Consider the following 15,509-nt stretch of genomic DNA (forward strand, 5'->3'; position numbering starts at 1 on the left):
AATAAACTTTCAGTTTTTATTGAAAGTTTAGAACTTAATTTGCTACACTCATTTTTGTTGAAATAGTCGTGTGCTTAAATTGGCCTATGGCCTCGTGCTGGAGAGTGAAATGATCCTAGATGCAATTCAAATTAATTTAATTATTTTGGGCTTTTGTATGTTTATCTCATGCTTAATTATGGCGATGACGGAGTCAAAGCAATTTGTGGGAGAGCAGCGTTTAAAAGTGGGCATTGAATATGGCATTTTTGCAGCGACAGGGTTGATAGCGAGTGTCGTCTTAGGTTATGGCTATTTCAGTTGATCATCTACTTGCATGACAGGGTGCTTATTGCTTGAGCACCCTATATTCTTTTCTTCTAATTCCTTCCGACTCATTAAGCTTTATGTAGTTTATTCCCACCTTAAATTATCCTTTCATCATTTATGTGCCTACCTTTCTTTAGAATGCTTATTTGGGTTTTTTGTGCGTTTTCCCCTTTACTGTTTAAGTGCGCCTTTCATTTGGACGTCTGAACATCTAGAAGTTGATATTTTATGGCGTTCGTTCATAATGTCAGCCACTATAGTATTGTCAGTTTTATCCAATTAGGGGAGGATCTCATGCCGATCACTGTTAAAGACGAGTTACCCGCGATTGCGAGGTTGCGTCACGAAAATGTTTTTGTGATGCCAAAAAGCCGTGCCATGTCTCAAGAGATCCGCCCGATGCGTTTAGCCATATTGAACCTCATGCCAAATAAGGTAGAAACTGAGGTGCAATTTATTCGCTTGCTGGCCAATTCCCCACTGCAAGTTAATGTTGATTTATTGCGTCTCGATACGCATCGTAGTTCGGAAAACTCCGAGCAGCACTTAAATATGTTTTATCGTTACTTTTCTGAGGTAAAAGACGAAAACTACGATGCTTTGATTGTGACCGGTGCACCATTGGCACATTTGGAATACACCGATGTAATCTACTGGCAAGAACTACAAGCGTTTTTTGACTGGGCTGAAAATCACGTGACCTCAACGTTATTTTCCTGTTGGGCGGCTCATGCCGGTTTGTATCATCATCATGGTTTAAAACGAGATCTTAAAGAGCAAAAGCTGTGTGGTGTGTTTAAACATCAAGTGTATTTTGATCATGGCGCTTTGACACGCGGGTTTGATGACGAATTTTTAGTACCACATTCTCGCTATGGCCATATCGACATAGATAAGATTAATAATAATGAAGATTTAGTTGTATTGGCAGGATCAGAAAGGGTGGGTGCTTACTTACTTAAAAATAAAACAGGCAGTCAGGTGTATATTACTGGGCACCCCGAATATGATGCTGATACACTGCAAAAAGAATATTTGCGTGATTTGCAAAATGCGCCGGATGCTCCAATGCCAGATAATTATTTTCCAAATAATGACGCTGACGCCAAGCCATCCAAAACCTGGCAAAGTCACGCCTTTTTATTATTTTCAAATTGGTTAAACTATTATGTTTACCAAACAACTCCGTACGATATTAATCTCGTTAGCCAAGACGTAAGGACTAACAATTATGCCGAATAACAGTGTGCCATTTGAGCCGGTCGATGGGCAAGCCGTATCTGAAGCGCTGAAAAAAACCATGCAAGAGCGTATTGTCATTTTAGATGGTGCCATGGGCACCATGATCCAAAAACATAAGTTTGAGGAAGAGGATTACCGTGGTGAGCGTTTTAAAGATTGGCATGTGTTGATCAAAGGCAACAACGATTTATTGAGCCTCACGCAGCCTGATGTGATTAAGCAAATACACCGTGAATACTTAGAAGCCGGTGCTGATATCATCGAAACTAATACGTTTAACTCGACGACTATTTCGATGGAAGACTATGACATGGCGAGCCTAAGCCGTGAAATTAATTTCGAGTCAGCAAAGTTAGCCCGCCAAGTTTGTGATGAATTTACTGCCAAAGATCCAAGTAAACCGCGTTATGTAGGCGGGGTGCTTGGTCCGACGTCAAAAACTTGCTCTATTTCTCCTGATGTAAATGATCCGGGTTACCGTAACGTGACCTTTGATGCGCTGGTGGAAGCATATATTGAATCAACCCTTGCCTTAATTGAGGGCGGCGCGCACCTTATTTTGATTGAAACGATTTTTGATACGCTTAATGCTAAAGCGGCAGCCTATGGTGTAGAAGAGGCATTTGAGCAAGCGGGGATCCGCTTGCCTGTAATGATTTCAGGTACTATTACAGATGCGTCTGGTCGTACTTTGTCAGGTCAAACCACAGAAGCATTTTATAACTCTATTCGTCATATCAAACCGATCTCTATTGGTTTAAATTGCGCGCTGGGACCTGATTTACTGCGTCCTTATGTTGAAGAGTTATCACGCGTATGTGAAACCTTTACATCAGTGCACCCTAATGCAGGCTTACCAAATGAATTTGGTGAGTATGATTTAGAAGCCGATGACATGAGTAGAGAGATTGTTGACTGGGGTCAAGAAGGTTTTATTAATATAGTTGGTGGGTGCTGTGGTACGACACCTGAGCATATTAAAGCTTTCGCAAATGGTTTGACAACCGTGTCACCACGTAAGCTTCCTGAGCTTGAAGTGCGTATGCGTTTATCTGGCCTTGAAGCCTGTAATCTGAATTAGGAAGTATCATTATGACGCAAGCTACAGCTGTATTTACCAACGTTGGAGAAAGAACCAATGTTACCGGTTCTGCGCGATTTAAACGCCTCATTTTAGAAGAAGATTACGAAACAGCGCTGGAAGTTGCCAGAGAGCAGGTTGAAGGCGGTGCACAGGTGATTGATATCAACATGGATGAAGCCATGTTGGACTCAAAAATGGCGATGGTGAAGTTTTTAAACTTGATTGCCTCTGAGCCTGAAATCTCAAAAGTACCTATTATGGTTGACTCCTCGAAGTGGGATGTCATCGTCGCTGGCCTGAAGTGTATTCAGGGTAAGGCCATTGTAAACTCTATCTCGTTGAAAGAGGGTAGAGAGCCTTTTGTAAAACAGGCTAAGGTATTAAAGCGCTTTGGTGCAGCTGTTGTTGTGATGGCGTTTGACGAAGTCGGTCAGGCTGAAACGGCAGATCGTAAGTTTGAAATTTGTCAGCGCTCGTACAAAATTCTTGTGGATGAGCTTGGCTTCCCGCCTGAAGACATTATCTTTGACCCTAATATCTTTGCCGTTGCCACCGGTATTGAAGAACATGATAACTATGCCGTTGAATTTATTGAGGGCACGCGCCGCATAAAACAAAATCTCCCGCACTGTAAGGTATCTGGCGGTGTGTCGAACGTGTCGTTCTCGTTCCGAGGCAACAACCCAGTTCGTGAAGCTATCCATTCAGTCTTTTTATACCATGCCATCAAAGCAGGTATGGATATGGGGATAGTCAACGCCAGTCAATTGGCGGTGTATGACGATATTCCACTTGAATTGAGAAATGCTGTTGAGGATGTGATCCTCAATACTGACCCAGGTGCTGGTGAGCGCTTAGTGGATATTGCCCCTAAATACTCAGGTATGGCGCAAGCTGAGAAAAAAGAGGATTTAGAGTGGCGCACATGGCCGGTTGCGAAAAGGCTAGAGCATGCCCTTGTAAAAGGGATCACTGAGTATATTGATGAAGATACAGAAGAGTGTCGTTTAAGCTTTGATAAGCCTATCCAAGTGATCGAAGGACCACTGATGGATGGTATGAATGTGGTCGGTGATTTATTTGGTGCTGGTAAAATGTTCCTGCCTCAGGTGGTTAAATCGGCCCGTGTAATGAAGCGAGCTGTGGCCTACCTTGACCCGTTTATTGAAGCGGAAAAAGAAGAGGGCGCAAGTAACGGTAAAATCGTTATGGCCACCGTAAAAGGCGATGTTCACGATATTGGTAAAAATATTGTGGGGGTTGTGTTGCAGTGTAATAACTATGAAGTGGTTGACTTAGGTGTTATGGTCCCTGCTGAAAAGATCTTGCAAACGGCCATTGATGAAAAAGCAGATGCCATTGGCTTATCTGGCCTCATTACTCCATCACTGGATGAAATGGTACATGTGGCGAAAGAAATGACTCGTCGCGGCTTTGATATTCCATTATTAATTGGTGGGGCAACCACATCTAAAGCGCATACCGCGGTGAAGATTGAGCCTCAGTATGACAAAGGCGTTATTTATGTGAACAATGCTAGCCGAGCTGTTGGGGTGGTGTCTAGCCTACTAAGTGATACTCAAAAGCCTGTGTTCCTAGAGAAAACAGCCAATGAATATGTCAAAGTGCGTGAGCAACAAGCGCGTAAAAAACCGCGTTCAAAGCCGGTGACGCTCGCCCGTGCGCGTGACAATGCGACGAAATTGGATTGGGATAACTACACCCCACCAAAGCCTAAAAAGTTGGGTATTACTGAGTTTAAAGATGTCAGTATTGCCACTTTACGTAAATACATCGATTGGACACCGTATTTCATGACATGGTCTTTAGCGGGTAAATATCCGCGCATTTTAGAAGATGACATTGTCGGTGAAGAGGCGAAAAAGTTATTTGCAGATGCCAATGCCATGCTCGATGATTTGGAGCAGACAGGCAAATTACAACCGCTTGGCGTCATTGGTTTATTCCCTGCAAACCGTGTGGATGATGATATTGAAATTTACACTGATGAGTCTCGCTCAGAAGTCATTCTAAAATCGTGTCAGCTACGTCAACAAACAGAAAAAACGGACTTTCCGAATTATTGCTTAGCAGACTATGTCGCGCCAAAAGGGATTGATGATTACTTTGGGGCATTTGCGGTGACAGGTGGTCTTGAAGAAGATGACTTAGCGGATGCGTTTGATGCGCAACAAGATGATTATAACAAGATTATGGTTAAAGCGGTTGCAGATAGATTAGCAGAAGCCTTTGCTGAGTATTTGCACGAACAGGTGCGAAAAGAGTACTGGGGATTTGCAGCGGATGAGTCGCTGAGCAACGAAGAGCTTATCCGTGAAAATTACCAAGGTATTCGTCCTGCACCAGGTTATCCGGCTTGCCCTGAGCACACCGAAAAGAAAAAAATCTGGGCGTTACTGGATGTAGAAAAGCGCATCAATATGAAATTGACCAGTTCTTATGCTATGTGGCCTGGTGCTGCGGTTTCAGGTTGGTATTTCTCACACCCTGATTCGAAGTATTTTGCGGTTGCAGCAATCCAAAAAGACCAGGTGGAAGACTATGCTCACAGAAGTGATATGTCTTTAGAGGAAGCTGAGCGGTGGTTGTCTCCTAATTTAGGTTATGAAGCTTAAGCTAAATTACCCTTCTAGAAGTGCATCAGACAGCGATGTTTCTGATGCACTTATTCACTTTTAATCCCTGTTGTTTTCAATATCATGAGTAAGTTGCATATAAATAGCACCATGTTATATTTTTGTGTGTACTTTAGGTAAAAAGTGTTTTCTAATAGGTGCGTTTAATAGATACATAACATTACGCACATTGTTAATACGATCTAATCAAGATTGGTAAGCCTAACTCCAGATACTGAGTCTTTATTGAGATATGAAATTATTAATACAAATATTAATATTGGTTCTGTGATTGAAATAATTGATTTGGTTAATCGATGAGGTACTTTATCTGGCTTTGTATGCTTTTAAATTGTCGAATCGTTTAACAGAGCAATTTTAGGAAGTAGATACGCGAACTATTAAAGGTAAATAAAGAAAGATTTTTGACCATTAAGCACTGATAAAAGTGGATTGAAGGTAGGTTAGTAAAAAAGGTGAGCAGCTACAGAGGTATTACCGTTAAGTAACCTTATTAAGTTAATAGGCTAGCGGACTAAGTTGCGACGTTTGTGTTCTTAAATCACTAATTTTTATATAGATTAAATGAAATTCATTTCTTGTGTAACATACAAAAATCATGCCTCTGAAGTTAGCGTTAAATAGTTATTTAACTTGTCTTTAGATGGCTTTATTGGTGACTTTTAGATGTTTGTTATGTATCTTTTGGGTTTTTATATTGTGTATTTTTTGTTTTTTTGGGAGCAAATTAAATAGCCCGCCAATATGGCTATGTAATAAAATGAAAGAGATAATAGAGTGCGAGGCTCTACAAGTGAACAAAAGGAAGTTCATATATTAATCAAGGATTTGTGAGGAATAATAATGATAAGTAATTCAATTTTTGCCCATTCAAACAGCAAGCGTATCTTTAAAAAATACGTTTCACAGCCGTTTTGTATCGCAATTTTTGTTAATGGATTAATTGCAATGATATATAAAATAAATGTCTCTCAGCTAGTTAACTACCGTTTGAAAGTAAATCTTAGGCAAGAGGGCAAGGCACTTGAAAAGTATAGTTTGTCTTCACTCTGTAATTTGTTAAATATCGCCAAAGTTACTCAGGAGTGAATATGCTGTTTTATTATATCAAGCTGGCAGTCATAAGCTTGAGAAGAACCCCTCTTTTAAGCTTTTTAATGATTGCGACGATTTCGGTTGGCATAGCAGCAACCATGATAACTTATACAGTCAGTTATATGATGAATAAGGACCCAATCCCAAGCAAGAGTGAACGTTTGTTTACGGTACATTTAAGCTCTTGGAGCCCAGAGCAAATGTTTCGGATGCGAGATGGTAAGGAAGATATTCCTATGTTCGTCACATACCAAGATGCGATGAATTTATATAGGCAAAAAGTTGCTGCTAATCAGACTATTATAAGCAGCCACAAAGCGATGGCACGTAGTTCGACGCAGCCCATAAGTGAAGCTATATCAACCTATATCAGGCCTACAACATATGAGTTTTTTGACATGTTCGAAGCGCCTTTTTTATACGGTAATCCCTGGTCATCACTTGAGGATGAACAAGGAACGCAAGTGGTGGTTTTATCAAAACAACGAAATGAGCGATTATTTGGCGGGCGAAACTCAATAGGTAAAGAAGTATTAATCGGTGGCCTTTTATATCGTGTGGTGGGGGTCTTGGATGATTGGCCATTAATACCGAGGTTTTATTTAGAGGGCCCAGAAATGTTCACTGAAGCTCGAGATATGTTTATTCCTTTGCAGACTCAGGTAAACAATAACTGGTTATCGACAAAAGATACCAGTATTTATTGCTGGGGCGATTATGACCTAAATGAGCTGAGCTCAGTGCTGAATTCAGAGTGTGTCTGGTTGTATTTTTGGATTGAATTAAATTCGGCTGAACAGCGCAGTGATTACCTAAACTTCGTGAACAATTATGCGATGGAGCAACGCGAATTTGGACGTTTTCCTAGAGAGCAAATGAATCGTATTTTTAATGTTGATGAGTTTATTAAATACAGTAAGGTTGTGAGCAGCGATAGTAAAATTGCGGTTTGGCTAGCTGTGGCATTTCTCATTGCTTGTCTACTTAATTGTATGAGCTTAATGATGACAAAATTCCATGGTAAGGGCTCTGAAGTTGGGCTAAGGCGAGCCATAGGGGCGAGTCAGCAGGATATTGCTTGTCAATTTACGTGTGAAGCTGTACTTGTCGGCTTCGCTGGTGGAGTTTTGGGTTTAGTGCTTGCCAATATGGGTTTATCAGTGACCGCGCACGTGTATAGCCATTTAAATGCTCAGTTGATGACAATGAATATTGAGCTTGTGATGATAACGATCTTGGTGTCTGTTGCGACGAGTATATTATTCGGTGGTTATCCAATATATAGAGCATGTCAAATCCAGCCATCTAGTCAGTTAAAAAGTTTATAAAAAGGACGAAAATGAAAGATCTTAAACCCATCATTAAGTCGCTTTTACACTCAAAAATGGCCCCATTACTGATTATTTTGCAAGTTGCAGTGACGTTTACAATTTTGGTCAACTCTATCTATTTAATGGTGGTGAAACATGCGGACATTAATAATCCAAGTGGTTTAGCGGAAGATACTCTTTTCTCATTTCAAATGTCGCTCAACGGTGAAGATATGGATGAAAGGGTGGCAAACCTGTATCGGGATTTAGAGTCAATTAGAGCGCTTGAGAGTGTTGCAGAGGTGACAACCGTGAGCTCAATTCCACTTTCTCATCGAGGTGGGGGATTTGAAATTAGATTGGACCCTAATGAGGCAGGCTATATCACTAAAGCTGCTTTTTTTACCGGTGGGCATCAAATAATTGAAACAATGGAATTAAATTTGATTGCTGGAGAGGGGTTTTCGCTCATTGATGAAGGTGTCATGAGCTCTTTTTTAGCTGACAGAGCTGTCGGCATTGTGATTACTAAAGCACTTGCTCAAGAACTATACCCTGAAGATTGGCATAAAGCGCTTGGTAAAACAGTCTATCTAAATCAATCGCCACAGACCATTCGAGGTATAGTCGAACATTTGGTTGGCCCTTGGAGTTTTTGGCCGCATAAGAATAATAATATGATCTATCCAACGATTTTCATAATGGGTGATATGAATGTGCTTGTTAGAGCGCATGAAGGGCAGCGTGATAAAAGTATGAGGGATGTCGTTGAGCTGTTAATGCAGGACCCGTCACGTTACATAGATGAGTTGAAATCTATGAGTGAATTGAAAGAAACAGCTTATCAAGCACAAAATGCAGCATATACGACTTTACAGGCAGTAATTGTCGGGTTGTCGCTGATCACTATGTTAGGTGTTTTTGGTCAGGCTCGATTCACTGTATTGAAACGCCGAAAACAAATAGGCACAATGCGAGCACTGGGAGCCAGCAGAGTGGAAATAATACGGTATTTTACACTCGAAAATGCCTTAATCACTACATGTGGCATTGCGATTGGTGTGATTGTGACTATTTTGGCTAATAATCTAATTGTGGAGCACTTTGCATTTTCCCCAGTACCGATACCGTATATTATATATGGTGGAGTGATCATTTTTATAGCAGGTTTAGTTGCGGTTATTGAGCCCTCAATTAAAGCAGCAAATGTTTCCCCGGCTGAGGCAACGCGTTCAGTGTAAACCGACCAAAGAGCTCACTCGATGTGGGCTTTTTCTATTCTTAATTTTGTTACTCTCTGTTGTAATTGCTTCGTTGATCTTCCCTTGTGCAGAGCTACGCAGAATTGATTTTTTGGTGAATTTTATATTAATTTTGTGTTTGTTTTTGACGTTATCGACTACAATGTTCTAGTTGTTTTTTTGGGTACTTACTTTCCCGAATTGGCAGGGTATTAAATAAAAAGCATATGGAACAGCAAGCTATATTCTTTTCACTACGCTATGCCGTTAGTAAGAATAGTGAACCGCTGTAGAATAACTAGTTAATAACGTTAAAGGAAATGTCATGTTAAAAATGCGAGGAGTTGCAAAGTCTTTTCTCACTGATACGGTCAAAACTCAGGCATTACAGCCATTTGACCTTGATATTAAGCAGGGGGAATTTGTTGCGGTAGTTGGGCCTTCAGGATCGGGTAAAACCACATTTCTGAATATTGCAGGTTTACTAGAAGAATATTCTGAAGGGCAGTACTTTTTAGACGACAAAGATACAACAGGGTTATCTGATAAACATAAGTCAGCGCTGAGAAATCAAAAGATAGGTTTCATATTTCAAAGCTTCAATTTAATCCCCGAACTCAACCTATTTGACAATGTGGAAATGCCTTTAAGGTATCGAGACTTCAGCGCTAAAGAGCGAACTGAAAGGGTGCTAAATGCGCTTGAAAAGGTCGGACTTGCAGGGCGAAAATCACATTACCCCCAGCAGTTATCGGGAGGACAACAGCAGCGTGTTGCGATTGCAAGAGCCCTTGCGGGCAGTCCTTCTTTCCTGCTCGCCGACGAACCTACTGGTAATTTAGATTCGAAGATGGCTGATGGCATTATGTCATTATTACGAGACATCAATAAACAAGGTACTAGTATTTTAATGGTAACTCACGATATGGACCAAGCCAAGCAGGCTGGTCGCATTGTGGAGATACGAGATGGCCATTTAAGTGAACAAAAAATTGCGATGACCGCATAGGGGGGTCATATGGGCAATTATTATTTTAAGCTGGCTTGGCTTAGCTTTAAAAAGACGCCTTTGTTGAGCCTATTAATGGTCGGCACCATAGCCATTGGTATCGCTGCCGCCATGATCACCATCACTGTGGGATATATGATGGGTAAAAACCCATTACCCCACAAAAGTGAACGTGTGGCTATGGTACATCTAAATTCTTGGGATCCAACAGAGCCGATCGGCCACAGAAGAAATGGTGAACCGGATATTCCAAGTATGCTGACATACCAAGATGCAATGGCATTACTGGCAGCGGACAAAGCGAATAAACATGTGCCATTTGTTTCATTTAGTACATTGGTCCGCACTGAAACTCAGGATGTGAAAAGTGCGGAAATGCACAATATACGTTCCACAAGCAGGCATTTTTTTAGCGTTTTTGGTGCGCCTTTTATTTACGGCACCACTTGGAGTGAAGAAGCTGATGAGCTAGGGCAGTCCGTTATTGTTTTGTCTAAACGAGAGAATGACCGTTTGTTTAATGGCGCAAACTCGGTTGGAAAAAGTATCTTATTGGACTCCAAGTTGTACCGCATAGTTGGGGTGATAGATGAGTGGCAGCCAACCCCTAAGTTTTATGTCAAATTTTACCACATGTATACCTCTACATTGCCTTATTTTGTGCCGCTCGAGTCTCAAATAAGAAACGACTTTTTTTCTCCAGCGACGATGGCATGGTATTGCTGGGGTGATGATGCAACGTCCACTCTAAAAGATGTCATGTTATCTGAGTGTGTATGGATCCGGTTTTGGGTGGAATTCGAATCTGAAGCAAAAAAGCATGAGTATTTCCAGTTCATGTCCGACTATACAGAAGAGCAGAGAAAGGTAGGTAGATTCCAGAGACCTGAACCGAATCGTTTGATGTCTGTCACAGAGTTTTTAGAGGAAGAGGGAGCAGTTACAGAAGAGAGTAAACTCGGCATTGTCTTTGCGTTAGCATTTTTACTGGCCTGTTTATGCAATGTCATGAGTTTGATGATGACTAAATTTTATGGCAAGGGCGGTGAAGTGGGGCTGCGCCGAGCTGTCGGGGCTACAAAGAAAAATATTGCGGTGCAATTTGGTTGCGAGTCTATATTAGTTGGGTTTTTAGGAGGGGTTATCGGTTTAGCGCTTGCCCAGTTAGGCCTAGCCGCTTTAACCGATATGTACCCAGGTTACCATGCGAATGTGATGACAATGAATTTTACTTTGATGGTCAGTACGGTTGCACTGTCTGTCGGTACGTCATTGCTATTTGGGTTATGGCCAATTTATCGAGCGACGCGTATCCAGTTATCAAGCCAACTTAAGAGTTTATAGGAGTATTTGATGAAGGATTTCAACCCTATATTTAAAACCCTGTGGAAAAATAAAACGGGCCCATTTTTGCTTATTGTGCAAATTGCTGTGGCCTTTACTATTCTCATAAATGTTTCATTTATGGCCTCTTCAAAGCTGCATGAGTTGACTGAGTTAAGTGGTCTAGATGAAGAGGTCTTGTTTTCATTTCGGAGCAACTTACCGGTTGAACCTGAAGATTATGTTGCGTTATTACAGCAAGATCTGGCTGACATTAAAAATTTAAATAGTGTTGAAAGTATCACTGTTACAAACTCAGTGCCACTCTCTGGCTGGGGGGTATTCTACTCGTTAAATGCAAGTGAGGATCCTGACAGTTATATTGCTCAGGCTGGAGCTTATGCGGGATCTCGGGATTATATTAGCACGCTAGGCCTAGAGATAATCATGGGTCGATGGTTCGAAGAAAGTGAGATGGAGTTTACCGTTAACGGCAACAGTGATCGCTCAAATTCAATCCTAGTAACCAAGGCGATGGCTGAGCGAGTTGCGCCAAATGATTGGCCTACTGCTGTTGGGAAGGCTGTATATATAAATGGTCGAGCCTATCAAATCATTGGGGTTATCGATAGGTTAATAGCTCCTTGGGCCGAATGGCAAGGCAATGAGCGCAGTGTAGTGTTCCCGAATTATATTATGGCTGGTGAGAATATATTTATGGTAAGGGCAAAGCCTGGACAACTTGAGCAAGCGATGGTTGATGTAAAAGCGCTTTTAATGCAACAACCGAGCAAGTTTGTTACAGACTTACATACTTTTCAATACACGCGTGAGACTGGATTTAAAGCAATGAAGTCATCACTCATAATCTTGTCGAGTGTTACTATTGCACTGATAATGTTAACTATGCTGGGTGTATTTGGGCAAGCGCGTTTTACGTTGATGAAGCGCCGTCGCCAAATTGGTACTAGACGAGCATTAGGTGCAAGTAAATTCCACATAATGCGATTTCATATTCTAGAAAGTCTAATTGTGGTTGGTATCGGTATCCTATTAGGTAGTCTTTGTGCCATGATAGTTAATGTCAAATTAATCGAGTTGTTTCGCCAAGACGCTGTTCCGTATGAATACTTTATGTATGGTGGAATCGGTGTCTGTGTTGCCAGTTTGATAGCGGTTATACCAACAGTATATAACACAGCCAATACTTCACCTGCAATTGCAACACGTTCGGTGTAGTGACTGACACACACTCTATTAAACCTTACTGGTTTGATAGAGTGTGATACACAATAATCTAATCACCTCGACCTATTTCCTTTGAATACGTTACCTTTATCTTTATGTCCTTGTTATTGTGTTAAATTCTATGAAGTAGTAAAAAAAGCTTATTTTTGTGTTTGCTTTAAGTTAACATTTAGCGATTGGTTTTAGTATACTCTTAGTAGAGTTAGTAAGAAATTGCGGGGTAAGCATGAAGTGGCTGATATGGGTATGGCTCAGTTTGTGTTCTGGGAGCCTGTATGCTCACAACCAGTTGGTTGTTGATATAATGAGCAGTGAAAACTTCAGTCAACGTTATACCGAATTTCTAAACGGTCGCTCGCCATTGGATGTTAAATCCTTCTATCCTACGACTAAAGGCTCTCATATCGAGATCATCGAGATGGTGTTGCTTCAGCAAGCGCTCTTTCTTGGTGGTGAAACTCGAGAAGTCGTTTTTAATCCTAAACCATCGGTCAATATTATTGAATTCTCAGATATGATATCAGGAGAGAGCTTGGTACTGGCGCGGAGTGTTTGGCATGAAGATATCATTAATTACCGAGGATCATTGTATGTCAGTGATCCCGTGGTTGAGTTCGGTCAATATGAGGCTGGGCTCTATGTCACGAAACGCAACGTAGCACTGCAAAACTTGCCGCAAGAACAGTTAGAGCAATTAACGGTTGTTGCCAACCCTCGGTGGCGAGTGGATTGGCGAGCTTTGAATAATACTGATATTAATATTGTGAGCTTTATTGGGCCTTGGGAGACCATGCTCAATATGGTGGAGACTGAAGTGGTCGACGCCATGTTAATTAATTTTAGTGTCAGCCAAGATTTACTACTAAACTTTGAAGGGCGTGAATACGTGCCTATTCAAAATATCAAAATGATGTTGCCCGATTCCCGACACTTTATCGTGAGTAAAAATCATCCCCAAGGAGAGATGATTTTTGCAGCATTGAACCGGGGGCTAAAAATACTCAGGGCACAGGGGGTGCTTGATAAGGCATTAAAGCAATCCGGTTTTATCAGCCATTTGGTAGATGACTGGCGTTATGTAAACCAACAAATGCTTCATCCAATACAGGGCGCACCATAATGAAGGGTCTGTCTTGGTTAGTGGCGTATTGGTTACTGAGTTTTGGTACTTGGGCAAGTGTGGGCGTTGACTCTTCGTCATCACAGCGCGAAGATTTATCTAAAATGCTGATGCATTTAACGGATAGTCTTAAAGAGGATTACGACCTAAATTTATTACCCCAAGTACGCGTACTTAGAGAACAGTCAAAGCAATTAGGGGCAAAAAATTTACAGGCGCGTTCTTTATTGTTAGAGGGGCTTATCCGGCAACATTTTGGCGATTATAAACACAGCTTAGTTTTACATAACGATGCGTTAAATATTGCTAAAAACTTAGATATGCCAGCTTTGGAGGTACAAATCTACCTCGCATTGGCGCAGCTTGAGATGGATTTGGAACGATTTCGATATGCTCAACAATTATTGGATCAAGCCTATCACTTAATCACGACAGAGGTGCTTGCTGAGCAAGCGCATGCATTAATGGGAGAGTACATCCTGTGGCAAGGTTCGCTGTATCTACTCAAAGGCAGTTTCCGCCAGGCCCTTACAATGCTCAGCGATGCGAATTTAATCGAATATAAAATGCTTTCAACTAAATTGGCACTGGCTCGGGCATGGGCATACTTGAGCATCGGAGAATATCAGCGTGCTGAGGGGCTGATCAGCTCTGACTTTGTGAAGTTGGCTGAGCTTGAACGTAACTTACATTTACGCGTTCGTTATCAATTAATGAGTGCGACTGCCTCTTTGCAATCGGGTGACTTTGCAATGGCAATCAATACCGCTAAACACGCTCTAAATGAAACTTTTGGAACACGGTTTTTGACCGAGCAGTCTATGTTGCAAAATATTCTAGCAGGGGCGTATGCACAGCTTGGAGATTTTGAGCAAGCGCACTTGTATTTAAAGCGTTTTGCACTGTCTCAGCAAGCCCTTAATCTGCAAAAGCGTAATAACAAGCTTTTACAACTTGAGGCACAATATTCACTCGCGGCCCAAAAACAGCAATTGAGTGTGTTAGAGAAGGATAACGCGCTCCAGGCTCAGCAGCTTGTTCAGCACCAACAGCAAATTGACAATGCGCACCTTGCACAACAACGCGGTGTCTTAGGGCTATTACTGATAGCGCTGGTAGTTGGTTTTGGATATTGGAGGTGGCAAAACAAGCGATACCTTATTACGTTAAAGCAGCAGGTCACAGAGCGGACTGCTGAGCTCGCTGAACGTAATAAACGATTGCAGGCCCTGAGCTTTACTGACAGCTTAACGGGGTTGAACAATCGTCATTATTTTTTTAGTGTGATAGATGCACAGATCAAACCTGATCCGTCGAAGAACAATGAAAAAAAAGAGATGATATTTTGTTTATTGGACATCGATCATTTCAAAAAGGTCAATGACACCTATGGCCATGCTGCTGGTGATATTGTGTTACAGACTGTGGCGGATATTTTAAAACAATGCACGCGAGAAAGTGATTTGGTGATCCGTTGGGGCGGAGAAGAGTTTCTGATAGTGATGCCGAATATGACACATAATGAGGCCATTGAGGCTGTAGAGCGTGTTCGCAGGCAAGTTGAGTGCTTTCCATTTTTAGTTAACGAGCAACCTATTCAAGTGACGTGCTCCATTGGGTTTGCGCCGTATCCACTTACCAACGGTGCAAATCATACACTGAGTTGGGAGCAGGTTATTGAGCTTGCCGATAATGGCTTATATATGGCGAAAAAAGAGCATCGCAATGCTTGGGTTGGGTTACACAGCCTTAATCAGCCGTTAAATTCATCAATTAAGCAATTGAATGAAGATTATCGAAGTTTAATCAATAGCGGTCAAGTAGTTGCGTCAACCAGCTACTGATCTGAAAAGCTGGCATAAAGTTGCCTT

Annotated in this window: 11 protein-coding genes; all 11 read left to right on the forward strand. The window is 41.5% G+C overall.

Annotated features, from left to right (window positions below):
• Positions 1 to 109 precede the first annotated feature (109 nt).
• Positions 110 to 304: a hypothetical protein gene (locus tag N473_RS05355; RefSeq protein ID WP_039608584.1), complete on the forward strand. Its 195-nt coding sequence runs from the start codon at positions 110 to 112 to the stop codon at positions 302 to 304.
• Between the two features lie 299 nt (positions 305 to 603).
• Positions 604 to 1,551, forward strand: a complete 948-nt coding sequence (locus tag N473_RS05360; RefSeq protein WP_063367035.1) for a homoserine O-succinyltransferase — start codon at positions 604 to 606, stop codon at positions 1,549 to 1,551.
• A gap of 58 nt (positions 1,552 to 1,609) precedes the next feature.
• Complete coding sequence (locus N473_RS05365; protein WP_419555138.1) at positions 1,610 to 2,632, forward strand: homocysteine S-methyltransferase family protein; 1,023 nt, start codon at positions 1,610 to 1,612, stop codon at positions 2,630 to 2,632.
• 11 nt (positions 2,633 to 2,643) lie between these two features.
• Positions 2,644 to 5,271 carry a methionine synthase gene (gene metH, locus N473_RS05370; protein ID WP_063367037.1) on the forward strand — a complete coding sequence of 876 codons (2,628 nt, stop codon included), beginning with the start codon at positions 2,644 to 2,646 and terminating at the stop codon, positions 5,269 to 5,271.
• A gap of 1,112 nt (positions 5,272 to 6,383) precedes the next feature.
• Positions 6,384 to 7,715 (forward strand): ABC transporter permease, encoded by a 1,332-nt coding sequence (locus tag N473_RS05380; RefSeq protein WP_063367039.1) that lies wholly within the window; start codon positions 6,384 to 6,386, stop codon positions 7,713 to 7,715.
• 11 nt (positions 7,716 to 7,726) lie between these two features.
• A complete protein-coding gene (locus N473_RS05385) occupies positions 7,727 to 8,938 on the forward strand; it encodes an ABC transporter permease (protein WP_063367040.1) in 1,212 nt (403 codons plus the stop codon).
• A gap of 325 nt (positions 8,939 to 9,263) precedes the next feature.
• Positions 9,264 to 9,947, forward strand: coding sequence for an ABC transporter ATP-binding protein (locus N473_RS05390; RefSeq protein WP_063367041.1), 684 nt, complete (start codon positions 9,264 to 9,266; stop codon positions 9,945 to 9,947).
• Positions 9,948 to 9,956: 9 nt separating this feature from the next.
• Entirely contained in the window at positions 9,957 to 11,291 is a 1,335-nt protein-coding gene (locus N473_RS05395) for an ABC transporter permease (RefSeq protein WP_063367042.1), read from the forward strand.
• A 9-nt stretch (positions 11,292 to 11,300) separates the two neighbouring features.
• Positions 11,301 to 12,509 carry an ABC transporter permease gene (locus tag N473_RS05400; protein ID WP_063367043.1) on the forward strand — a complete coding sequence of 403 codons (1,209 nt, stop codon included), beginning with the start codon at positions 11,301 to 11,303 and terminating at the stop codon, positions 12,507 to 12,509.
• A 235-nt stretch (positions 12,510 to 12,744) separates the two neighbouring features.
• Positions 12,745 to 13,638 carry a hypothetical protein gene (locus tag N473_RS05405; RefSeq protein WP_063367044.1) on the forward strand — a complete coding sequence of 298 codons (894 nt, stop codon included), beginning with the start codon at positions 12,745 to 12,747 and terminating at the stop codon, positions 13,636 to 13,638.
• Positions 13,638 to 15,482: a GGDEF domain-containing protein gene (locus tag N473_RS05410; RefSeq protein WP_155735529.1), complete on the forward strand. Its 1,845-nt coding sequence runs from the start codon at positions 13,638 to 13,640 to the stop codon at positions 15,480 to 15,482. Before N473_RS05405 ends, N473_RS05410 begins: the two co-directional genes overlap by 1 nt.
• Positions 15,483 to 15,509: the final 27 nt, after the last annotated feature.

The sequence above is a fragment of the Pseudoalteromonas luteoviolacea CPMOR-1 genome (genome assembly GCF_001625685.1).
GTDB lineage: Bacteria > Pseudomonadota > Gammaproteobacteria > Enterobacterales > Alteromonadaceae > Pseudoalteromonas > Pseudoalteromonas luteoviolacea_K.

Excerpts from the sequence above, each read along its gene's own strand:
- N473_RS05355 (WP_039608584.1), top strand. The coding sequence starts at position 110 with ATGATCCTAGATGCAATTCAAATTAATTTAATTATTTTGGGCTTTTGT.
- N473_RS05360 (WP_063367035.1), top strand. The coding sequence starts at position 604 with ATGCCGATCACTGTTAAAGACGAGTTACCCGCGATTGCGAGGTTGCGT.
- N473_RS05365 (WP_419555138.1), top strand. The coding sequence starts at position 1,610 with ATGCAAGAGCGTATTGTCATTTTAGATGGTGCCATGGGCACCATGATC.
- metH (WP_063367037.1), top strand. The coding sequence starts at position 2,644 with ATGACGCAAGCTACAGCTGTATTTACCAACGTTGGAGAAAGAACCAAT.
- N473_RS05380 (WP_063367039.1), top strand. The coding sequence starts at position 6,384 with ATGCTGTTTTATTATATCAAGCTGGCAGTCATAAGCTTGAGAAGAACC.
- N473_RS05385 (WP_063367040.1), top strand. The coding sequence starts at position 7,727 with ATGAAAGATCTTAAACCCATCATTAAGTCGCTTTTACACTCAAAAATG.
- N473_RS05390 (WP_063367041.1), top strand. The coding sequence starts at position 9,264 with ATGTTAAAAATGCGAGGAGTTGCAAAGTCTTTTCTCACTGATACGGTC.
- N473_RS05395 (WP_063367042.1), top strand. The coding sequence starts at position 9,957 with ATGGGCAATTATTATTTTAAGCTGGCTTGGCTTAGCTTTAAAAAGACG.
- N473_RS05400 (WP_063367043.1), top strand. The coding sequence starts at position 11,301 with ATGAAGGATTTCAACCCTATATTTAAAACCCTGTGGAAAAATAAAACG.
- N473_RS05405 (WP_063367044.1), top strand. The coding sequence starts at position 12,745 with ATGAAGTGGCTGATATGGGTATGGCTCAGTTTGTGTTCTGGGAGCCTG.
- N473_RS05410 (WP_155735529.1), top strand. The coding sequence starts at position 13,638 with ATGAAGGGTCTGTCTTGGTTAGTGGCGTATTGGTTACTGAGTTTTGGT.